Here is a 21,962-nt window from a genome sequence, read left to right as displayed (position 1 = left end):
CGGATATGGAGGTTGCAATGACAGTTGGAAACCCAACTACCGATTCTCAACGGCCCCTTTCGCGGCCGGGCCGTAAAGTGGCGGCGGCTTCCGGCGCCGTTTTTGTCGCCGTGGGCCTCTTCACCTTGCTGCGAATGGAATCGACTTCGGCGCATGCGGCCCCCGCAGTTACCGCTCCGGTCACCACGGTCATCACAGCGGCCGCAGCGGCGACATGGGTGCCGGAGTACGTCACGGCATCAGGAACCGTTGAAGCGCAGCAGCGGGCCGATCTCTCATCGCGCATCACCTCCCGCGTCACGGCGGTGATGGTCCACATGGGTGAACGGGTGAAGCGCGGTGAGCTTCTGATGACCCTGGATGGCCGCGACCTCACAGCTGCCGAGGCGCAGGCGACGGCTGACGTGAACACGGCGCGAGCCGGTTTGCAGATGGCGCATGTGAGGGCCGCAATGGAGGCCGCAACCAGCGTGGCCGGCATTGCCGATGCGGCCGCGCACGTCAACGAGGCAGCGGCCGCAATGAGCGCGGCTGAGGCCCGCCTTCAGCGCACCACCGCTGGTCCGCGGCCACAGGAACGCGCCCAGGCAGCCCTTGCCGTTAACGAGGCGCATGCATCGTTTGCGCTGGCACAGCAAAACCTGATGCGCATGACGCAGCTGCATGACGAGGGGGCGATCTCGGACCAAACCATGGATGAAAGTCGGAGCCAGTTCCAGGTCGCTCAGGCGCGATGGCAAACGGCGCAGCAGGCACAGAGCCTGACGGCTGAGGGCAGCCGCGCCGAAGACGTGCGTGCCGCTCAAGAGGCCGTGGCGCAAGCCGGCGCCGGCCTGAAATCGGCAAGAGCAGCCCTGCAGCAATCTCGGGCCATCGCGATGCAGGTCCAGGTGCGTCGGCAGGAGGTGATCAGCGCTCGGGCGCAGCTCGCACAATCGGCGGCATCGCTGAATGCAGCCGTGGTCACCTCGACGTACACCCGAATAACCGCGCCGTTTGACGGCGTCGTGGCGCAGCGGATGGCGGACCCAGGGGCGATGGCGGTGCCGGGCGTGCCACTGCTGACGGTTCAAGGTGGGCGGTTGCGCCTCCTGGTGCAAGCGCCGGAACGTGTATTGGGTCGGATCGCCGCGGGGAGCCTGGTACCGCTCAGCATTGGAGGCGGTTCATGGGTCATGGCGCCGGTTGCCGAGATCGCGCCGGAGGGTGACAACACCAGCCATACGTTCGCGGTCAAGATAGACCTGCCGAACTCGTACGATGGTGCCGTGGGCGCGTTTGGCCGGGCGAAGTTCGTCATTGGAGCACGGCGCGAGATCCTTGTGCCGCAAGCCGCGGTCATGTCGCGGCAGGGGCTGAGGTTTGTGATGGTCGCGGCGGCCGGCATCGTGCATCTAAGGCTTGTGGAGACCGGCGAACGGGTTGGCAAGCTCGTCGCCGTAAGCTCGGGCCTGAATGCAGGCGAACGGGTGGTTGCCGTTCCGGTCGAGGGACTTCGCGATGGCGCGAAGGTACAGCAATGAGTCACGAACGGCAGCACGGCGCCGTAGGCCCGGCGCAGCCGCGTGACGGTATCGCCGGCCGCATTGCCGCGGCCTTCATCAACTCGCGTCTCACGCCGCTGATAATCATTGCCTCGTTAGCCCTCGGTCTCTTCGCCGTCCTGAAAACTCCTCGGGAAGAAGAGCCACAGATTATCGTACCGATGATGGACGTGATCGTTACGATGCCGGGTGTCACTGCACGCGAGGTCGAACGGCGGGTCAGCGTACCCATGGAGAAGCTGCTGTGGGAAATTCCTGGAGTGGAGTACATCACCACCACCTCCTCACCTGGCCAGTCGCTGGTTACTGTCCGCTTCCGCGTCGGTGAAGATGAAACCGCAAGCCTTGTCCGCCTTCGCGAAAAGCTGCAGTCCAATTACAGCATCATTCCCCCCGGCGCCTCGCTTCCCATCATCAAGGCTCGTTCTATTGATGATGTTCCGGTGCTGGCGATAACGCTCCACAGCGCCAACAGTTCGGCCTACCAGCTCCGCCTGCTTGCTTCACGCCTCGAAGAGACGATCAAGCAGACGCCGGATGTGTCGGCGACGCGCATCATCGGCGGCCCACGAAGGAGGCTGCTGGTTGACCTGAGCGCCGCGCGGCTCGCAGCGTTCCATGTGACGCCGCTGGCAGTTGCCGACTCGATCCGCCACGCCAACCAGCGGTCGCAAGCAGGCGCCTTTACACAGAGCAATGCGCAGATCGCGGTGGACGCCGGCGAATACCTCCGGAGCGCCGCCGATGTATCTCACGTTGTGGTCTCGGTGGTAGGGGCTCGGCCGATCTGTGTGGGAGACGTGGCTTCAGTACATGAGGGTCCGGCGCGGCCAACCAACTACGTGCTCTTCGGTTACGGCAGGGCAGCGCATCGCGCAGATGCGCCCGCGCTGGAACCGGCCGTGACCATTAGCGTGGCAAAGCGCAAGGGGACGAGCGCAGTTGCCGTGGCAGATGCCGTGATGGTTCGCGTCAACGCGCTGCGCGGATCGCTTCTGCCGGACGACGTGCGGCTCACGGTGACACGCAATTACGGCGAAACTGCAAACGAAAAGGCCAGCGAGCTCCTGTTTCACATGCTGATCGCCGTGGTCTCCGTGACGCTGCTCATCGCAGTTGTCCTCGGTATACGGGAGTCGCTCGTGGTGGCGATCGCCATTCCGGTGACACTGGCGCTGACGCTGCTGGTCTTCTACCTCTATGGCTACACGCTGAACCGGATCACGCTCTTTGCACTCATATTCTCCATTGGTATCCTCGTGGATGATGCGATTGTGGTGGTAGAGAACATCGTGCGGCACTACCGGATGCCCGCCGGCACTCACGCCAGCCCAATCGCGGCCGCCGTCCGTGCGGTGGATGAAGTCGGCAATCCCACGATACTGGCTACGTTTACGGTTATCGCCGCGATTTTGCCGATGGCAATGGTCGGAGGCTTGATGGGCCCATATATGCGTCCCATTCCGGTCGGCGCCTCGGCCGCCATGCTCTTCTCGCTTGCTGTGGCGTTTATCGTGACGCCCTGGGCCGCGTACCGCCTGCTTCACAAAAGCCCAACCCACGAACCGCCGAGGATGGAAGCGCCAGGGCGAGAGGAAGATAGAACGGATCGGCTCACGCGACTCTATCGCGCCATTATGGTTCCGCTTCTGAGGTCGACGCGCGCGCGGCTTGCCTTCTTCACACTGGTCGGTCTGCTGATGGTCGGAGCGGTTGCGCTGCTCTTCACCAAATCGGTGATCGTTAAAATGCTCCCCTTCGATAACAAGAACGAGTTTCAGATCATCGTGGATATGCCCAACGGCACAACTCTGGAGCAGACTGCAGCGGCTGCCCGCGCTCTTGGCGACTACGTGGCGCGCATTCCAGAGGTAAGCAACTACCAACTCAGCATCGGCACATCATCGCCATTCAACTTCAACGGCCTCGTTCGCCACTATTACATGAGGGATAAGGCATGGCAAGCAGACATCCAGGTGAACCTCGTGCCGAAGGCCGACCGCAGGGCCGGCAGCCATGATATCGTCAAGCGCATACGGCCCGATATCGCTCGCATCGCGCGGAATTGGGGTGTGCGGGTGAAGGTTGCCGAAGTACCGCCGGGTCCGCCGGTGCAGGAAACACTGGTCGCGGAGGTCTACGGGCCAACCGCCGAATCCAGGCTCGCCGCCGCGGCGCGCATCAAACAGATATTCACCACAACTGCCGGCGTCACGGATGTGGACTGGACGGTGGACGATGCCCAACCTACCTGGCAATTCCACGTGGACCGCGAGAAGGCGGCGCTGAGCGGAGTCGACTCTGCCGAAATTGCGCAGACACTGCAGCTGGCGCTCGGCGGCCAGGAAGTGGGGCTGGCACACGACCCGGAAGCGCGTGAGGACGTGCCGTTGGATGTTCGGTTGAGCCGGAACGATCGAAGCGGCATTGCTGCACTGGAGAGCCTCAACGTGGCCGGATCCAACGGATCCATGGTACCGCTTGGAGAACTCGTCCACGCGCGCCGGATCGCCGCCGATACCAGCAGGTACCGCAAGAACCTGCTGCCGGTGATCTACGTCACCGGTGACGTCACGGGCCGGCAGGAGAGCCCGGTTTATGCCATCCTGGCCATGAATCCCAGGCTGGCCGCGCTTCGCTTTCCGGGTGGCGCGCGCATGAACATCCTCTCCATTCGTCAGCCGCGCTCCACGGACCACCTCTCCATGAAATGGGACGGCGAATGGCAGATCACTTACGAGGTGTTCCGTGACCTCGGAATAGCCTTTGCGGGCGTTCTGGTCATCATCTACATTCTGGTGGTAGGCTGGTTTCAGTCCTTTACAACGCCACTCGTGATCATGGCTCCAATCCCACTGACGCTCATCGGCATACTGCCGGCGCATGCCGCGCTGGGAGCGTTCTTCACCGCGACGTCGATGATTGGGTTTATCGCGGGAGCCGGCATCATCGTTCGGAACTCAATCATTCTCGTCGACTTCATCGATCTTCGACTGCGCCAGGGAATGCCGCTCGAACAGGCCGTCATCGATGCCGGTGTTACGCGATTTCGACCCATGCTGCTGACTGCGGCCGCCGTGATAGTCGGTTCATCCGTAATCCTGTTCGACCCGATATTCCAGGGCCTTGCGATCTCGCTGATGGCGGGCGAAGTCGCATCAACTCTCATATCACGCTTCACCGTGCCGGTCCTCTACTTCGGCATGAAGCGCCGCCAGTCCGGCGCCGCCGCGTAACGATCGGAGCGAGAAACCGAAAGGGGTAAGAGGATGTATGTGGAACGAAGCCTGCGCCTTATCGCAGGAGTGGCGGTCACGGCAACGGTTCTCGCCGCGCTGCTGGTGAATCGCTGGTGGCTGGTAGTAACACTGCTCGTCGGGATCAACCTGCTCCAGAGCGGGTTCACAGACTGGTGTCCGATGAAGTGGCTGCTGGAACGCCGCCGCAAGCTGGCGTAGAAGTCGAAAGCCGTGGGTGGCGTCACGCCGGGTACAACACGCCCGCTCACCGGCGGTTCGGACGGCTGCGAAGCGCCGGCACAACCGATCTTCGTGTCGTATGCCTTTCGTGCGCGTCAGCTCGAGGCTGCGGGCGGCAACCGTAACCGCCGGCGTTACTGGTCGGCGTGACGGTGGTGCACAGGCACGCAAGCCGGGCAACCCGGCTCGATCACACGCTCAGTCCACGTTCATCAGGTTCAATATGAGACGCCAATCCGCACCACAAGATACCCATCGAGCCTCAGAGGCGACACCGCGCAACCGCGTACTCCTCTCCTGGAGCAGCGGCAAAGACTCCGCGTGGGCGCTGCATGTCCTGCGCCAGTCGCCGCACCTGGAGGTCGTGGGGTTGCTCACCACCATGAACGCCCGGTTCGACCGCGTCGCGATGCACGGAGTCCGCCGTGAGCTTGTGGAAGCGCAAGCGCACGCCGCCAATTTGCCCATGCTCACGGCCCCGCTGCCCTGGCCCTGCTCAAACTCGGAGTATGAGGCGGTTATGGAGCGTGCGTTGGATCTAGCGCAGTCTCACTGGCGATTCACACATGTGGCCTTTGGCGACCTGTTTCTGGAGGATGTCCGCCGTTACCGCGAGGAGAAGCTGGCAGAACGCACGGCCTACGTGCCGGTCTTTCCCCTGTGGGGGATCAACACCACGCAGTTGGCTCACGAAATGATCGATGGCGGCCTTCGGGCGCACATCACCTGCGTCGATCCTGGCCAGATTCCGCGAGATTTCGCCGGGCGGCAGTTTGACGCCGACTTGCTCAACGCCCTGCCCGCAGAGGCGGATCCGTGCGGCGAGCGCGGTGAGTTCCACACATTCGCGTGGGATGGGCCGATGTTTGTCCATCCCATAGCGGTTCTGCACGGCGAAACCGTGGAGCGTGACGGATTCGTCTTCACCGATCTGCTGGCTAACCCGTCTGGATAGCGCCATTCGCGCGTCCGGTAGTGATCGGGGCCACGGAATTCGGTTCACGCGCCGCAGCAGCCAAGCCACCTCGATAGCGAGGCGGCGCCGGTGCACGGCGGCCCGTTAAATGGCAGAATGCTGCCGCTGCGCCGGAAGCAGTGGCAGCGGCAGCATCTGCGTGCAGTCTAACCGCCTGCAGGCGCCACATCGCAGAGGAACTTCGCCAGAGTCTCGAGACAGCCCGTCCATCCCGCCTGGGTCTGCTCGCGCTCCTCAGCCGCCGTGATCCGTTCATGCGTGAGCGTGAGCTCCGTTCCGGCTGCGGCCGGTTTCAGTTCAACCGTGACAAGCGACTCATCGGTACAGTCGTCGCCATGCCTGCCCGACCATGTGAACACGAGGCGCTCGCCGGGAGTAATCTCCACGTAATGGCCCGTCAGATGAAACACATCGCCGTCCGAATGGTTCATCTTCACGCTGAACCGGCCGCCCGGGACCGGGTCGATGTCCACCGTCGACTGGTTCCACCGCTCGTTCGGAAAGAACCACCGCGCCATCTGCGCCGGGTCCGTCCACGCACGCCAAACCTTCTCCACGGGCGCAGCCAGCGTCCGCTTGATCACCAGGCTGGCAGCACTCGCAACCGTATCCTGACTCATATCTCATTCTCCTCATCCGATTTTAGGGTCTCTTCCAATGCGTCCAGTCGTTCCGTCCAGAAGCGCCGATACGTATCGAGCCACTCCTCGGCGCTCAACATGGCGGATGGCACAATACTGCAGATGCGTTTGCGGCCGATGGCGCGCCGTACTATGAGGCCGGCCTCCTCCAGAACGTGAAGGTGCTTGGAGATGGCCGGCAGAGAGCTGTTGAACGGCGCAGCAAGCTCCGTTACCATTGCGTCGCCGCCCGTCAGCCGCTCCAGAATGGCGCGCCGCGTAGGATCGGCAAGCGCACCGAACACCCGGTCAAGCCGCATCGGCATATTGTTAACCATTTGGTTAAGTATTGCATACCCGGATGAGGTTTGTCAAGTCGGGCCTGCTTTGGCCGTATGCCGCTGCACAACTCCGCACGGCCTGAATACGCCCTCTTTGAATGCGGGCGACGGTGTGACAGCTGGGATGGCGCGCGATGGTACCGGTTACAGGAGCGCGCGCTCGCGCCGAGGATAAAAGCTCGGCGTCAGGACTGCTATTCGTAAGTGCCCAGCATGACAGCCATCCTGACAATGTGCGCCCCCGGGTCGGCGACCCGGAATGGCTCGAGTGCGCCGTGAATACCTGCATATGGCTGAGTCTCGGCAAGTCGCTTCAACTGCGGCGGACCTGTGCCGCCGAAGCACATATCACCGCGGAGCGTACGCCTGGCAGGTCACCACTCTTCTCGCAAGCGACCGGCAATTGAGTTTCGCCAGCGCCGTCGTCCGTATCGAGTGGCGGCCGGCGTAACTGGACCGATAGTCCGGTTTCGTCGAGCCGGCACTCAGATGCCGGCAGGCTTGTGACTCCATTCTCAAAATGCCGCATTTCGAATCGCGCGCGGAACGTGTCTGCCGTCCAATGTCAAACTCGAGCCGGCCCGGCGATCCACCCAACGATCCGCGCGAATTCAACGCCGGAACATTAATCCTCGCTCGCCGTGTCTCCAACTGGACCCGTCAACGAAAGCCTGGCCACGATGCCCTCGGCAGGAATGTTCAGGGTAACTCGCTTACCCGTACCGCGGTCGTCAATCACGAGACCCGCGCCGCCACGGCCGCTGGCGAAAGGTGTCATCCTGAAATCCTCAATGCCGAAGTTCCGGTCAAGCAGCGCTTTGAGCACCACCGCGGTGGCAACGTTCTCAACAAAGGCCCGAGCGCTGTCGGCGAGCGGAGCGCCGCATACCGCGGGTGCTGCCGCCCGGCCGATCCTTGCCCATCGCCTGGCGGCATTAGAAACCTGCGGCCCGATTCACCGTGCAGCCGTGCTCCTACGCCTTCGCAGCAATGGTTCCACTGCCTCGTATCCTCACGACACGGCAATGACCTCCGCCGATGCCCCGGCTACCAGCAGCGCGTGCACCGAATCGGGCATGCGCCTCTCCGTCCAGAATGCGTCGACGCAAGCCTTGACAGCAAGCATCCGTGCGCTGCGGCCCTTACCATCCAGCGCCTAACGGAATGGTGATCGTCACCGGGTTGGCGGTTTGCGTCGTCTTGGGATCGCCCGGCATTTTAGCCTCGCCGGCACCTATGCCCGAGGCGCCAAAGGCGGTACTGTAAAGCGACGAACCGATGTACGAGGCGATCGTGTACGTTCCGGGCGCGAGGCCACCGGTTGGTTCCGTAAAGCTTGCGGATTGCCCGGGCCCGATGTTGATGGCCGTCCAATCGCCCAGGCCGAAGACCCCTCCCGCCGGCCCGAAGTAAGTCACCTGCCCGGTTGCGCTGGTACAGGTACCAGAAAAGTACGGATCGCACTGCCAGGTAGCTCTGCCCGTTGTGCCGTTGACGACGGTGAACGTGATCCAGGCCCCGCCAAGCAGGGGATAACCGCTTGCGGGAATCGGGGTCACAGCCTGGCTGAAAGTGATACCGTCGACGGTATGTGACGGCGGTCCCGACGCGGGGTGCGGTGCGGCCGCGTTCGCAGCCGAGCTGCCACCGGCCCCGCATCCGGCAGCGATAGCGCCCAGAGCGGCAAAAGCCGCCAGAACCACGAATCGGTGTCTCATTGTGTTCCTCTTCGTTTCCGGGGGAAAGGTGGCGGGGGTCCGTTGGTTAGCAGCCAAGCTGAAACGGATAGTCCGTCGCGCTTCAGCACCTCGCGCCACTACGGCACGGTGATCGTCACCGGAGTGGCGGTTTGCGTCTTGTCGGGATAGCCGGGCATATAAGTCTCGCCGTTGCGACGTATGCCATATTGCTGAAAGGCGGTGCCGTATAGCGACGAACCGATGTACGAGGCGATCGTGTACGTTCCGGGCGGGAGGCCATCGGCTGGTTCCACTACACTTGCGGATTGCCCGGGCCCGATGTTGATGGCCGGCCACCCGCCCAAGCCGGAGACTCCCCCCTTCGGCGGGAAGTAAGTCACCTGCCCGGTCGCGCTGGTACAGGTACCCGAAAAGTACGGCTCGCCCGGCCAAACGACGCTGCCCTTTGTGCCGTTGGACACGGTGAATGTAATCCAGGCCCCGCCCGTAAGGGGCGTACCCCGTGCGGCGTCCGTGGTCACAGCCTGGCTGAAAGTGATACCGTCGACGGTATGTGACGGCGGTCCCGACGCGGGGTGCGGTGCGGCGGCGTTCGCAGCCGAGCTGCCACCGGCCCCGCATCCGGCAGCGATAGCGCCCAGAGCGGCCAAAGCCGCCGGAACCACGAATCGGTGTCTCATTGTGTTCCTCCTGGTTTCCGGGGGGAGGGTGGCGGGGGGCCGTTGGTTAGCAGCCAAACCGGAACGGATAGTCCGTCGCGCCGTCTCCGAACGTACCGCCCTCCCGCAGCGTTACGGAGAAGCAGCCGTCGGAGGTGTTGTAGACGAGGCCGGAGTAGCCGTAACATCGACGGCATCCGGAAGATACTGGGTGCTATCTTGTGCGGCGAACAACCGCGTTGAACCAGGCAGCAGTGCGCTTCGGCGAGGCACATCAGCGCAAATTGCTTAAAGAGACAGCGACGAAGCGGCAGCGTTGCGTTGCCTGAGTGAACTCGGCCGATCGGCGCCTCTCCCTTGACTCCCCGCTTCGACCATTCGGAGGGATTCTACTATCAAACGCTGCGCGCTGCAAGCGAGCGAACGATGCATTTTACCGTTTCGTAAGCGCGTCGCTGCGGAAGCAGCGCCCAGGCGCAGTGCTCGTGGTCCGGACGGTCCTGGGATGGCGGGCAGCCTGGCCGCAATGGCATGGGTTGCCCACAAGGGTTCCCCCACCTACGCGTCTCGCAATAATGTGTCCACGGCCTCGTACCCACACGGCACGACGATGCCCTCCGCGGATGCCCCGGCTTCCAGCAGCGCCTTCACAGAATCCGGCGCTCGAGTCTCCATCCAGTAAGAATCGACACAGGCTTTAACGGCCAGCATCAGTGCGCTGCGGCCTTTGCCGTCCAGCACGTCCAGATCCGCACGACGCTCAATCAGAAAACTGACGGTTTGATGCTGCGCCCGCCACGCGGCCACATGGAGCGCCGTGCTGTTTGGCGCAACGTCGAAATAGCCATCCCCCTCCACAAACCGGGCGTCTACGGGCACGCCAAGGTCCAGCAGGCGAGCGGCGCCGGCCGTATTTCCGTTTCCGGCGAAAACGGCCAGTACGGCGCCGCCGGCTGCAAGCAGTTCACCAACCAGCTCCGGAAGCCCCTTAACGATCAAGCCTATCGCTTCGTCGTCGTCTTGAGCGCAGGCGCTGATGAGCCGATCGACGCCATCGAGGTCAACGGTAATGCCTCGCTGCACAAACAGGTTCAGTACGTCGCCCCGGCCCCGGCCGGCCGCGATGGCAGTCCCGGTCCGGTGATCGTTCCGGTTTTTCAGCAATGGACTGGCGCCGTAATCCAGCATCGCCTCCACAATCGACAGGCTGTTATCTCGCCGCAGCGCCTGGTGCAGCGCGGTGAATCCCCAACCCGTTATAAAGTTTGGATCGGCGTTCCGCTCCAGAAGATATCGGATGCCTTCGAGATCGTGCCAATCGGCCTTGCGCAGCAGCATCGTGGCCAGGCTGTCCGGTGTCAATTGCCCGGTCTCTACCAGGACCCTCAGCGCGGCGTTGTCATCCGTCTCCGGGCTGTGGTAGACCACCTCGCCCTCGTTCGGATCGGCGCCGCGGTCGATCAGAAGCTGCGTCATTCCCGCATGATGCGCCACGCCGGCGGCAGCGTAGAGCACGCTCTCAAAGTCCGGCTCCGGCCGATGCGTCTCATCGAAGAAGCCGGTCCGAGCGCTGGCGCCGGCATCCAGCAGTGCAACAGCCGCGCGAATGAAGCCGTCTGAGCGCTCCGGCTCCAGCCTGAAGAACCTTGAGAAACAGAGGTGCGTCAGCGCATCCCAATTCAGCGGCGGCGCCTTGGCCACTGCCAGCCCTCGGTCGGCGGCAAGGTAACGGCACACCGCAGCGTCGTCACCCAGCAGCGCCGCGGTGTAGATATCGCATTCCGCAAGCTCAGGATGCTCCGCAAGGTTCGCACGGGCGGCGTCGAGTGAGCCGTGCCACACCGATGCCCGAATAAATGCCGCGCGCGCATCGTTCGAGTTGTTTGTCAAAGCGACCATTCCTGGCACGTATGTCGCGCCGTAGAACCAGCCATTGAAGGAGCAGGATACCGCATTCCGAAAGGCGCGAGGAGTTCCGGGCTTCGCAGACGCCAAAGCCACGATAGCGGTATAGTGTGCCGTGTGTCTCCTGTTCCGGCCCGCGCCACGAGGCGCAGCGAAACCGCTATGAACATCACGATACCAAATACCAGCCTCTCCGTCTCCCAGATATGTTTCGGCACCGGCAGCATTGGATCGGCGGTCCGCGAGGAACCGGCATTTCGGTTGCTGGATCTATACGTAGAACTCGACGGAAACTTCATCGATACGGCCCACTGCTACGGCGACTGGGTCGCCGGCATCGAGCGCTCTGCCAGCGAGAAAACGATCGGGCGCTGGATGCGCGCACGTGAAAACCGCAGCGAGATCGTGCTGGCCACCAAGGGCGCACACTGGCTGTTTGATAAGCCCGGCGTGCAGCGCTGCCGGCCGGCGGATATCCGCGCGGATCTCGACGCCAGCCTCGACGCGCTTCAGATCGACTGCATCGATCTCTACTGGCTGCACCGGGACGATCCGGAGGTGCCGGTCGGTGAAATCCTCGATACGCTGGAAGCGGCCCGCGCTGAGGGAAAGATTCGCCATTATGGCGCCTCCAACTGGCAGGTCTGCCGAATGTGGGCGGCTGGGGCCGCGGCCGCCGATCGTGGATACGCCGGCTTTGTGGCCGACCAGGTCTGGTGGAACGCCGCAGTCATCGCCAACTATCCGTACGGTGCACGCGACGTCTGCTTCATGGATGAGAGCCGCTTCATCTACCACGAGCAGACCGGCATGGCGGCGATACCGTTCCAGAGTCAGGCGGGCGGTCTGTTCCGCCACCTTGCCCGCCGAACCCTCGACAAGATGAATCCGCCCGCGGAAAACGCATACCGGTTGCCGGAGACTTCGGCGCGGCTGCGCCGGATGGAGCACCTGATGGGTGAAACCGGGATGAACCTGCCGCAGTTGACCCTGGGCTGGCTCCGTGGCCAGCCGTTCGTCACGATTCCGATCGTAGGCTGCACCAGGGAAGCCGACCTGCGCGAGAGCATGTCGGCATTGGACCATCAACTGACGCCGGAGCAGATCCGGTTCATTTCGCACGGTGCATAGACTGGCCGGTTCACAGGTCTCCCCAAGCCTGCCATCTCAAGAGCACGGCAAAGCGCCCCGCGCCTTGTGGTGCAGGGCGCGGGGCGCTTTGCCGTGTGAGGGCCGCCAGCGGCGCTGTCCGTCTACCTGTGGCCGCGATTGCCACCTCTGTCATGACCGTCACGGCTATCGCGGTGGTCGCGGCTGTTACGGTCGAACATGCTGCGCATCAGCTGCTGGTTCTGATCGTACCGGTACCCCTGATCACGTGACCCGAAGATCTGGCCGATCACCCAGGGAATGCTGATCACGACTGCCGGTTGACGATTCCGGCTATCCTGCCGGTTTCGGCCACCATGGCCGTCAGCCAGTGCCACCGATGCGGGCAGCATCGCTGCCAGTACAATGCCCAATCCAATAAGCTTCTTCATCGTCATGTCCCCCTTCTGCTGGGAGCGGCTTGACCGGTCACTCTTGTCCGGAACTGCTCACCTTTGTAAAGTAAGGGAACGTGTCTTCGGCCGCCGGGTGACGCGCCATTGTGTTCAAGAGCGCACATGACTGGAGACTTCCTTTGTACACACCCCGGCGTTGGTGTTTGCATCACCCGCCGGGTTTGCGCTACACTGCCGATGGTTGACGAATTTGATGCTGTGCTGCGGCGTAGTCAGCCGGGTTGCTTTTGTTTGGCGTCGATTGCAGCACGGTGGGGTATGTCCGACGAGCGGCCGATTGTAGAAACGCGTAATCTTACGCGGTGCTTTGGAGAATTGAAGGCCGTCAACTCGGTGAACCTCGCCGTTGCCTCCCGCGAGGTGTTTGGGCTGCTTGGGCCAAACGGCGCCGGCAAAACCACCACCATCAAGATGCTCACCACCCTGCTTCCACCCACAGACGGCGAGGCGTGGGTGGCAGGCTTCCACGTGGTGCGACAGGCATGGAGCGTGCGCCGCAGCATCGGATATGTGCCCCAGATGGTTTCCGCAAACGCAAACCTCACCGGCTACGAAAACCTGCTCGTATTCGCACGGGTGTTTGGCATTCCCCGCTCCGAACGCAGTTCGCGGATCCGCGAGGCGCTAGCTTTCATGGGACTTGCAGATGCAGCCGACCGTCTGGTTCAGGGCTACTCCGGCGGGATGCTGCGCCGGCTGGAGATCGCTCAATCGATGATTCACCGCCCCAATGTGCTTTTTCTGGATGAGCCCACGGTAGGCCTGGATCCGCTGGCCCGCGATAACGTCTGGACCCACCTGATGAAACTGCGCGACGAGTTTGGAGCCACAATCATCCTCACGACCCACTATATGGAGGAAGCCGACAGCCTGTGTGACCGTATCGCCATCATGCATCTCGGCGTTATCGCCGCGGAAGGTACGCCTTCGCAGTTGAAAGCCTCCATCGGCGATGAGACGGCCACGCTGGATACGGTATTCGCTGCCTACGCAGCTTCCGAGCTCGAAGGCGCCACAGGTGGGTTTCGCCAGGCCGCGGGAGCGCGACGCGTTGCAAACCGCCTTAAATAGATCTACCGCGCGCGTCGCCGCCGGGCCCAGCGCCGTGGACTTCGTGAATACCGTGGCCGCCATGGTGGATATGGAGGCGAGACGGCTGCGCCACGATCCGTCTGAACTGATCTCGCGAGCGGTCCAGCCCGCCTTGTGGCTCCTGCTCTTCGGCCAGGTCTTTAGTCGCCTGCATGGCATTCCCACGGGATCGATGCGGTACATCGACTTCATGGCGCCGGGGATTCTCGCTCAAAGCGCCCTCTTCGTCTCCATTTTCTACGGCATATCCATCATCTGGGAGCGCGACGTGGGCGCGCTCGTGAAGTTTCTGGCCAGCCCGGCGCCACGATCTGCGCTCGTCCTCGGTAAAGCGCTGTCTGCCAGTGTGCGCGGCGTGCTCCAGATGTTCATCATCTACACGTTGGCGGCGGCAACCGGCGTCCGGCTGAACATGAACCCGGCCAACCTGCTGGGAGTAGTCGTACTCGTGGTTCTGGGCAGCGCTCTCTTCGCCTGCTTTTCGATGATGATCGCCTGCGTCGTGAAAACGCAGCAGCGGATGCTTGGGATTGGCCAACTGCTGACGATGCCGCTCTTCTTTGCAAGTAATGCCATATATCCGATCACGCTGATGCCAACGTGGCTGCAAGTGGTATCGCGCTGCAACCCCTTGAGTTACGAAGTCGATGGTCTCCGCGCGCTGATGCCACTAGGCGGAGCGACTCGCTTTGGCATGGGTCTTGACTTCACCGTTCTCATAGCCGTCACGGCCGTCCTCGTCGTCATCTGCTCTCGCCTCTACGGGAACATCGTCCGGTAGCCGGCTGCTTTCGCGCCCGGACGTTTGCATCGCACCATACGCGCGCGTACTGCAAGAAAGGTGATCGCCTTTGGTTCAGGTCCGCCGTCACGCCGTGTTGAGATTGGCCGCAGCGATTGCCGCAGCACTGGCGTGCCTGGTCGAGCCAATCGCCGTGCTCGCACAGGCGCCGGTAAAGCGGCCCGAGCCCGTGGACGCACTGCTTCGCGAGGCGATGACCCTGGCGCCGCGCGAATCGCAGTATCCGGACTGCAGCGCCGTACGCCTGCTGGATACCGCATCGGTTCATGTAAAGCCCGATGGCGGCACGGTAGCCACCTACCGGCTTTCCCTGTTGCTTCGCAACGCAAATGCGCGTGCGCGTTCGGAGGTCAGCATCCCGTACAACAGCGCCTACCAGAAGGTGCAGATTCTATGGGCGCGGACGATCCATCCGGACGGCGGGATCGTTGTGCTGGGGGCACAGGATGTGCACCGCAGCCCGGAATGGGGCGAATTCCCTGGCTACGACGACGCGTGCGCCGCACGCTTTACGATGCCCGCGGTTGAAGATGGATCGGTGATTGACTACAGTTGGCGCGTTGTAACGCGCCCGGTTTTCATTCCGCGCCAGTTCTGGAGCGAATGGCTGTTCTCGGGGAGTGCGCCGGCGGTGATCTGCCGCTGCGCAGTTACGGTTCCCAGGTCGATGCCGCTCCACTATCGGCTGCACAACGATCACGGCATTCTGCCGTCAAGGCGGCGGCTCGCCGATGGCACGATCCGCTATAGCTGGCGTATGCGGCAGGTTCCGCCGATCCGTATCGAGCCTCAGATGCCGCCGCTGCGACAGGCGCAAATCTGGCTGGAGGCCACGTCGCTAACCTCGTGGCGGCAGGTGGCTGAGCGATTCGCCGCACTTGTCACTCCGCAGACTCTACCGGACGCGGCAATCCGCCGGAAGGTCGCCGACATCACATCCGGCGCCTCCGGCCCGACGGCGCGTGCTCGGGCAATTTACGACTGGGTGGCACAACATACACGAACGGTTGGTCGTGATCTGGGCATGGCAGCCTTCCGACCGCACGCCGCGTCCGAGGTGTTCCGCAGGCGGTATGGCGATTGCAAGGACAAGGCGACGCTACTGATCACAATGCTCCGCATCGGCGGCATACGCGCGGATCCAGCGCTGCTGCAGACCAACAGCGACGGCATCATTCCGAATCGCCTGCCATCGCTGGCTGCATTCGATCACTGTATCGCACTCGCCACCGTGGCAGGGCGTGCGGTTTGGCTCGACCCCACGTCCAACGTTTGTAGCTACGGCGACGTACCCTACCAGGACCGAGGCTGCGACGCGCTGGTGATCGATTCCGGCAAAGGTACGTTTCAACGGATACCGCCCTACCACACCGATGACAACAAGATGAACGCCGATACCACTGTGACGCTGCGCCGCAATGGAGACGCCGGCATCGCCGTGGCCATCACCATCACCGGTTACGGGGCACAAACGATGCGCGCCGCTCTCCAGAACGATGGCGCCGAAGAGCGCCGGGCGACAGCGCTTCGCCTTTGCGACGCCCTGGCGCCCGGCGCCACGATGCAAACCTACACGATTCCGGCGCCCGGGCAGCTCAGCGGGCCAGTGAAGCTGACTTTAACGGCGGAAGCATCCGGGTGGGCGCAAGTCGGACGTGGATCGATGCTGGCGCCGATGATGGGCGCGCGATACTGGAACGGCTACACCAATCCGTTTCCGCCAGGCACCCGCGAGTGGCCGATCGTGTCACGGAATGGCAGTAGCTGGACGAGCACTACCCGGCTGCTGCTGCCGAATGGATGGACGCTGCTGCGGCTGCCCGCCAACACCACCCTCAGCAGCCCGAGCGATACCTATACGCGCACCAGCACCACTGCTCCGGATGGTAGGTCTGTCACAGTCACCGAGACGGTAACCGTTCGCCGCGGCAGCTCACCGCCCGGCTCGGTAACGCAGTTTGCCGCGTACTTTGATGCTCTATCCGGGCTTCGCCGCGACGTTATCGTCCTGAAACCGGATGTTGGCGCGCCGGTTGGGCAGCGATAACAGCCGGGACCCAGGCTCGGCCGGCAAGTGAGATTGGCACGCGCGGCGCGATAGTGTGCAGCCGACGGCCCGCCACACAACACGCGAAGGAATACTCACCAAGAGATGGGAAGGAACCGTCTGGGGGATTGGATCGCCCAGGCGCCGGATATCTCCGGATGGCTGTGCCGGCGCAGCACGGGTGAGGGAGCTTCTGCGCGCGCATAGGCGCCACCGTCGGTCAGGTTGGTGGTAATTCGCCATTGCGTGACGCATATCGGTGAATCGAGGCGAGCCATTGACTCAACCTCTTCAGATGGTTTCCCGTCTGTTCTCCGCAAGCATCGTGCTTGCATCCGCGGCACGGACGCCAACGCACGAAGCCGGGCCGGCTGCTCCGATCTACGGTCTTACCGGCGTTCAGGCGTACTTCGCGCCCGGCACCGCGGTTCCCGATGCCATCAGAGCGCGGTACAGGTTTCGGGTTGTGGCGGACACGAGCCCCACAACCAAGATCGTGTTTGGTTACTTCCGGCTGCATGGCAGCGGCAAGCACACGGTGATGATCGAGAGCAAAGCCTATGCAGACGGCCTTGCATACGCCGACTATACCCATACGACCTGGCCAATGCACGGCAAGTGGAAATCGCCCGATGCGTCGTACCGGATCGCGGTGGAGGACCGCGACGAACCCGGAGTTACCGGCGCGAAAACCAGCGACCCGGTGATGTTTCCGCGCCAGACATACACCGTGGACGGGATCAAAGGCTTCTGGAAGACGGATATGATCTCGCAGGCGAACCTGGCCGGCAAGGAGGTACAGGTCGAGATCGCCCGCGGAGATCCTATCACGGACAAGACGGGCTGGAAGTACGGTGGGGAACCGCTCGGTGACGGCAATTACCGTGAGTGGCAGGCAACGGTCGGCTGGGATGGCCACCGATACAAACTGTATTACGCGCTGCCGGAGGGGAGTTCGGCCTATCTCACACCCGAGATGTTCTCATTCAACTCCGAGATGGAGGAGACGCCGGGCGAGTTCACCGTTGATTTCTGGGACTATCAGGTGTACCGGGAGTCGACGCAGGCGTGGCAGCCGGTGGTCATGCAGCGCGTGACGCATGACGACGACCCCCAGATGCGTTTCGGAGTGCGGTGCGTCAGGTTACAGAACACGTTTGGCGTGGAGATCAGCAACAATCGAGCCGGCAGTTATCTGCCGATCGACTCGCTCATCAACCTTGCGACCGGTGCGGTCGTTCCGGGCGGTACACCAGAGCGCGAGCGACAGGAGATGCAGACCATCTCCGATGCCTTCGATCACATCAAGCTGCGCTGGGATCAGCCCTGGGTCGACGCCGCGAATATGATCTTTACAATGCCAAACTACGATGAAGCGCAGTGGCATGAAGAGTTCACGGGCTACTTTTCCAATCACCTGGCCGATGCGGCGCTGTGGAACTATCTTCAGTACCCATCATTTGGCTGGTTCGACGATGCGACACACAGGAAGCTGGAGTCGGCGCTGAACGCGGTTGCAAAGGCCCGTATTGCATCTTTACTCCAACAGCACGCTTTCACACTTGACAGCTATTTCGGCTCCGACCCGGGCATGCGCGACGATATAACCATGTGGCTGAACTTCCTTAAAGAGTATGAGCGCAATCGAACTGGCCTCCTTGCAGATGTAGACGACAAGAGCTGGCTATCCCAACTCGCTGAGCGCTATCCTGCGCTGTTTGAGCAGCTGACCGCCGCTCAGCGGCAGCAGTACCCTGCAACGGCATGGCTTGTGGATGAGCTTACCAGTGCCTACCGGCAGACCTACACACGCCGGGCGAAGTCATAGCGCTGCCTGAACGCGGCCGCCGATTCCCGCATCTTGCGGGTCCGAACTCTTGCGGTCGAGCCATCAGGACCCGGGCATGGCTGCGGCACGGCGGCGCGGGAGAGATTCACCGCGCAAGGCGTGGTGCCGGCGCTGCCTGGGTGGGCGTGGAATCGCGACCTGCAGTCCCGGCTTTGGCCGGATAGACAACGCACCGGAATCCGACCCCAAGCCCGCGAAAGCTCGGCTCAAGGCCGGGAGGATCCCGGTCGGCGGCGCGGTAGCAGTCCGGTGTCATCGACCTCCAGGTGACGCCCCGCATAACCCGGTTGGTTCCGGAAGCGGGACCGCGTGGGTTACGTGCAGGTGAATGCCGATAGTAGTCTGACGAGTACCAGTCCGAGCACCACTGGCACACGCTGCCGTCCATATCGAGACACCCGTATGGACTGGCCGACTGGGGGTTGCTCCCGACCGGGGGGACTGCAACACCGGCGGTTTCCATTGCACGAACCTTGGACGGGGCGCGGGCTGTGTCCCACTTTGAGCCCCAAGTGTACATTTGCCCGGACGTGCCCCGTGCGGCCTTCTCCCACTCCGCCTCGGTTGGCAGTGTGGCGCCGGCCCACTTGCAGTACGCCTGCGCGTCAAACCAGCTAACGTCCTCTACCGGGCTCGTGGCAGGCCAGGGATCAGGGACCTTGAAGTAGGGTCCGTCCGGCATCCGGTGCCCGGTCGCCGCACAGAACCTGCGGTACTCAGCCACGGTGACAACCGTTTGGTAGATCCAATAGCCGTCGAGGTATACACGGTGCCTGGGCTTTTCGCGGTCAAATCGGTAGGTGAATCGGTTAGCCGGCGTCGCCCGCGCGAGCATCCGGGCTTCCTGGTCGGAGGTACCCATCCAGAAGTCGCCGGCTGGAACCCAAACCAAAACCGCCCCATCGCGCGGGTTCGTGCATTTGTCGCCGGCAAATCGGCCGGGTGGCGGCGGCCGGGTTGACGGCTCGGCACCGCTTCCCTGCCCCTGCAGAGCCGGTGTCAGGGCTAAAGTGCAGCCGATGCAGATTGTACACTTCACCCACCACGTCACCGCGTCTCCCAGCTGCATGGCGCATCACCTCCCGGGCATCAGTACTTCGCCGGCACGCTGGTCGCCTTCGCGCCTTCTTCGGCCGCACGCACAGCATGAGCAGCCCGATCGCCGGCTGCCCAAATGGAAAGCGCGGTACTGGACCAACAGTAATCGTACATCCGATATCTGCTGTCGAAACAGGTTAATCCGGCGGCGTGGGTGCGGAGGAAAGTGCGTTCTGTGGTACGACCATCAAGCCATTTGCGAGCCCGTATCATCGCGACGAAACGCGCCCGAAGACGTAATGGCGCGTCTGGCGACAGGCCGGACTGGAGAGTCCATGAGGGAATATACCGTAATCTACGAACGGGGATCGAACAACTGGTCGGCCTATGTTCCAGATTTGCCTGGATGCGTTAATGCTGGTGCCACGCGAGAAGTGGCTAAGTACAACACGCGCGACGCAATCAAGCTTCACCTGCAGGGCATCCGAGAGGACGGACTGGATATTCCTGAGCCGATTTGCGTTGCTGGCAAGCTAGAGGTTGCAGCGTAGTTCAGCTCAGCAGATGGCACAGCTGGCCACTACAACACGGCCGAAGTCTGATTAGCGAGGGCGATCGGGATGACACTGGAAGAGATGAAGCAGGTTGTACGCGAGCAGCGTGCCGGATATGAAGCATTTCACCGCTTTGAAGTCCAGGAGTGGCGGAAGGCGACGTTCCCAGAGAAGCTCCGCGACTACGCCGCGATCATACAGTTTGCCGAACGAATCCCGCAAAGGGCGCCGCTATACGCTAGCAACTCTGTGGCGGAGCGATGGGAGAAGATTCGGGCGCGCTATCATGAATCCGTTAGCTGAAACGCATGTTGCAGCGTTGGCGGACCTCGCCAACGCATTTGAGCGACTGAAGCTGAAAGCGGTGGTGATCGGCGGTGTAGCAGTGTGCCTTGTGGCCAGACCAAGGTACACCCGAGTCGTGGATGCCCTTGTGATGTTTGACACCGAACACGTCGATGCGCTTCTAGCGGACCTGGAAGCCCGCGGCTTCGTCCCCCGCTCTCGCGGGATGGGCAACTTCGCCCGGCAGGCGCGCTTTGTTGGACTGACGCACCAACGTAGCGGCATGGCAATCGACATCGCTCTTGGTTGCATGCACTTTGAGGCAGAAGTCATCGAGAGGTCAACCGAACATCTGGATGGGGAGTTGAAAGTACGTCTCCCGACGCCTGAGGATTTGATCATCCTGAAAGCAATTGCAAACCGACACCAGGACCGTGCCGACATCCAAACGATTGCGGAAGTGCATCCTGCTATAGACCGGTCCCGAATCCGGTTCTGGGTTGAACAGTATGCGACATTGCTGGAAGCGCCTGAGTTGTGGTCTACAATCGAACCGCTCCTCACCGATCCGGTCGGTGCGGGTTTCTGACCGGGAGAGAGTGGATTCCATCCTCGGTAGGGTTTTGGCAGCCCGCACGCTCGCCGCGATTGGGCCGAGCGATTTACGTTTGTACTCAGCATGGCTCCCGACGAGATGAGACGCATTGACCGCGAGCAGCTCGCACGCTGACAACGATCGGGCCGGTACGACCATGACACCTGCTGTTTCCATCCGCTTTGAAGCCGAGCTGTTCGCTCTTAAGGAACAGACTATTCTCAAGGTGCCTGCGGAAACGAGCGCCAAATTGCCGTCACGCGGGCAGGTGGCTGTAAACGGCACGATCAACAGCCGCGTATTCCGGACCGTCCTGGAACCGGACGGGCGTTTTGGACATTGGATGCGCGTGGATGCCGGACTGCAAGCGGCCCTCGGCATCGGAGCGGGTGACCGGGCGAGCCTGGTGCTTGAGATAGCCGATGAATGGCCGGAACCCGAGGTGCCGGAAGACCTTGTAAATGCTTTGAAAGCTGCGCCGCGGGACGTCCAGGACAAATGGAGCGATATCACGCCGATGGCGCGCTGGGAATGGGTTCGATGGGTCAATGAAACCCGCAACGCGAATACGCGCGCCATACGCATCGACAAAACCATCTCTAAACTAGGCGGCAAGCATCGACGGCCGTGCTGCTTCAACCTGGCGGCATGCACCGACCCCGAACTAGCCCGAAGTGGCAAGCTGATGGATCCGCCGTCCAGCAAGTGAACTGCGCCTAAATCCTGGTGACGCGTGACGATCGGGGTGAGAATGCGGTCAATCTCCGGCGGACGGATCCACTTCGAGTGCGTTCCCGCAGATATGTTTGCGGCACAATCGACTCGAGCCGGCAAGTGCCTCGCTGGCCGCACCCGCGCTTGACGCTGCGGTCCGGACGCGCCTAACGCCTGTTGTATAATGGAAGTGGGAG

At 62.5% G+C, this 21,962-nt stretch carries 21 protein-coding genes; 13 read left to right on the top strand and 8 right to left on the bottom strand.

Features of this window, described 5'->3' with window-relative positions; translation table 11 throughout:
• The first annotated feature begins 17 nt into the window (after positions 1 to 17).
• From KGJ62_09275 to KGJ62_09260, 4 genes are all read left to right on the top strand, one after another.
• Complete coding sequence (locus tag KGJ62_09275) at positions 18 to 1,523, top strand: efflux RND transporter periplasmic adaptor subunit (protein ID MDE2126769.1); 1,506 nt, start codon at positions 18 to 20, stop codon at positions 1,521 to 1,523.
• Entirely contained in the window at positions 1,520 to 4,780 is a 3,261-nt protein-coding gene (locus KGJ62_09270) for an efflux RND transporter permease subunit (GenBank protein ID MDE2126768.1), read from the top strand. Before KGJ62_09275 ends, KGJ62_09270 begins: the two co-directional genes overlap by 4 nt.
• Positions 4,781 to 4,813: 33 nt before the next feature.
• Positions 4,814 to 5,002, top strand: a complete 189-nt coding sequence (locus KGJ62_09265; protein ID MDE2126767.1) for a DUF2892 domain-containing protein — start codon at positions 4,814 to 4,816, stop codon at positions 5,000 to 5,002.
• Positions 5,003 to 5,246: 244 nt separating this feature from the next.
• Entirely contained in the window at positions 5,247 to 5,978 is a 732-nt protein-coding gene (locus tag KGJ62_09260; GenBank protein MDE2126766.1) for an adenine nucleotide alpha hydrolase, read from the top strand.
• Positions 5,979 to 6,145: 167 nt separating this feature from the next.
• On the opposite strand, the gene KGJ62_09255 is transcribed toward KGJ62_09260, so the two are convergent.
• The 6 genes from KGJ62_09255 to KGJ62_09230 form a co-directional block, all read right to left on the bottom strand.
• On the bottom strand, positions 6,146 to 6,619 hold the full coding sequence (locus KGJ62_09255; GenBank protein ID MDE2126765.1) for an SRPBCC domain-containing protein: 474 nt from the start codon (positions 6,617 to 6,619) through the stop codon (positions 6,146 to 6,148).
• Positions 6,616 to 6,939: a helix-turn-helix transcriptional regulator gene (locus tag KGJ62_09250; protein MDE2126764.1), complete on the bottom strand. Its 324-nt coding sequence runs from the start codon at positions 6,937 to 6,939 to the stop codon at positions 6,616 to 6,618. The genes KGJ62_09255 and KGJ62_09250 overlap by 4 nt, the downstream gene beginning before the upstream one ends.
• 646 nt (positions 6,940 to 7,585) lie before the next feature.
• Entirely contained in the window at positions 7,586 to 7,738 is a 153-nt protein-coding gene (locus KGJ62_09245) for a hypothetical protein (protein MDE2126763.1), read from the bottom strand.
• A gap of 364 nt (positions 7,739 to 8,102) precedes the next feature.
• Entirely contained in the window at positions 8,103 to 8,678 is a 576-nt protein-coding gene (locus KGJ62_09240) for a hypothetical protein (protein ID MDE2126762.1), read from the bottom strand.
• Positions 8,679 to 8,776: 98 nt separating this feature from the next.
• Positions 8,777 to 9,340: a hypothetical protein gene (locus KGJ62_09235; GenBank protein MDE2126761.1), complete on the bottom strand. Its 564-nt coding sequence runs from the start codon at positions 9,338 to 9,340 to the stop codon at positions 8,777 to 8,779.
• A 537-nt stretch (positions 9,341 to 9,877) separates the two neighbouring features.
• Positions 9,878 to 11,209 (bottom strand): ankryin, encoded by a 1,332-nt coding sequence (locus KGJ62_09230; protein ID MDE2126760.1) that lies wholly within the window; start codon positions 11,207 to 11,209, stop codon positions 9,878 to 9,880.
• A 177-nt stretch (positions 11,210 to 11,386) separates the two neighbouring features.
• Between KGJ62_09230 and KGJ62_09225 the strand changes: the two genes are divergently transcribed.
• Entirely contained in the window at positions 11,387 to 12,355 is a 969-nt protein-coding gene (locus KGJ62_09225; GenBank protein ID MDE2126759.1) for an aldo/keto reductase, read from the top strand.
• A 122-nt stretch (positions 12,356 to 12,477) separates the two neighbouring features.
• On the opposite strand, the gene KGJ62_09220 is transcribed toward KGJ62_09225, so the two are convergent.
• Positions 12,478 to 12,765 carry a hypothetical protein gene (locus KGJ62_09220; GenBank protein MDE2126758.1) on the bottom strand — a complete coding sequence of 96 codons (288 nt, stop codon included), beginning with the start codon at positions 12,763 to 12,765 and terminating at the stop codon, positions 12,478 to 12,480.
• 282 nt (positions 12,766 to 13,047) lie between these two features.
• On the opposite strand from KGJ62_09220, the gene KGJ62_09215 reads away from it, so the two are divergent.
• The 4 genes from KGJ62_09215 to KGJ62_09200 all read left to right on the top strand — a co-directional run bounded on the left by KGJ62_09215 (position 13,048) and on the right by KGJ62_09200 (position 18,558).
• Positions 13,048 to 13,860, top strand: a complete 813-nt coding sequence (locus KGJ62_09215) for an ATP-binding cassette domain-containing protein (protein MDE2126757.1) — start codon at positions 13,048 to 13,050, stop codon at positions 13,858 to 13,860.
• Positions 13,742 to 14,662, top strand: coding sequence for an ABC transporter permease (locus KGJ62_09210; GenBank protein ID MDE2126756.1), 921 nt, complete (start codon positions 13,742 to 13,744; stop codon positions 14,660 to 14,662). Before KGJ62_09215 ends, KGJ62_09210 begins: the two co-directional genes overlap by 119 nt.
• A gap of 70 nt (positions 14,663 to 14,732) precedes the next feature.
• Positions 14,733 to 16,730, top strand: a complete 1,998-nt coding sequence (locus KGJ62_09205) for a DUF3857 domain-containing protein (GenBank protein MDE2126755.1) — start codon at positions 14,733 to 14,735, stop codon at positions 16,728 to 16,730.
• A gap of 277 nt (positions 16,731 to 17,007) precedes the next feature.
• On the top strand, positions 17,008 to 18,558 hold the full coding sequence (locus tag KGJ62_09200; GenBank protein ID MDE2126754.1) for a hypothetical protein: 1,551 nt from the start codon (positions 17,008 to 17,010) through the stop codon (positions 18,556 to 18,558).
• 106 nt (positions 18,559 to 18,664) lie between these two features.
• On the opposite strand, the gene KGJ62_09195 is transcribed toward KGJ62_09200, so the two are convergent.
• Positions 18,665 to 19,648: an SUMF1/EgtB/PvdO family nonheme iron enzyme gene (locus tag KGJ62_09195; GenBank protein ID MDE2126753.1), complete on the bottom strand. Its 984-nt coding sequence runs from the start codon at positions 19,646 to 19,648 to the stop codon at positions 18,665 to 18,667.
• Positions 19,649 to 19,952: 304 nt separating this feature from the next.
• Here KGJ62_09195 and KGJ62_09190 point away from each other — a divergent pair, with 304 nt between their 5' ends.
• The 4 genes from KGJ62_09190 to KGJ62_09175 all read left to right on the top strand — a co-directional run bounded on the left by KGJ62_09190 (position 19,953) and on the right by KGJ62_09175 (position 21,760).
• On the top strand, positions 19,953 to 20,168 hold the full coding sequence (locus KGJ62_09190; GenBank protein MDE2126752.1) for a type II toxin-antitoxin system HicB family antitoxin: 216 nt from the start codon (positions 19,953 to 19,955) through the stop codon (positions 20,166 to 20,168).
• A gap of 69 nt (positions 20,169 to 20,237) precedes the next feature.
• Positions 20,238 to 20,474, top strand: a complete 237-nt coding sequence (locus tag KGJ62_09185) for a hypothetical protein (protein MDE2126751.1) — start codon at positions 20,238 to 20,240, stop codon at positions 20,472 to 20,474.
• Positions 20,458 to 21,045 carry a nucleotidyltransferase gene (locus KGJ62_09180; GenBank protein ID MDE2126750.1) on the top strand — a complete coding sequence of 196 codons (588 nt, stop codon included), beginning with the start codon at positions 20,458 to 20,460 and terminating at the stop codon, positions 21,043 to 21,045. The genes KGJ62_09185 and KGJ62_09180 overlap by 17 nt, the downstream gene beginning before the upstream one ends.
• 163 nt (positions 21,046 to 21,208) lie before the next feature.
• On the top strand, positions 21,209 to 21,760 hold the full coding sequence (locus KGJ62_09175; protein ID MDE2126749.1) for a DUF1905 domain-containing protein: 552 nt from the start codon (positions 21,209 to 21,211) through the stop codon (positions 21,758 to 21,760).
• Positions 21,761 to 21,962 lie beyond the last annotated feature (202 nt).

This window comes from Armatimonadota bacterium, from assembly GCA_028871815.1.
GTDB lineage: Bacteria > Armatimonadota > Chthonomonadetes > Chthonomonadales > Chthonomonadaceae > REEB205.
Note: the sequence above shows the minus strand (reverse complement) of the source record. Positions and strands in the feature narration are given on the sequence as shown.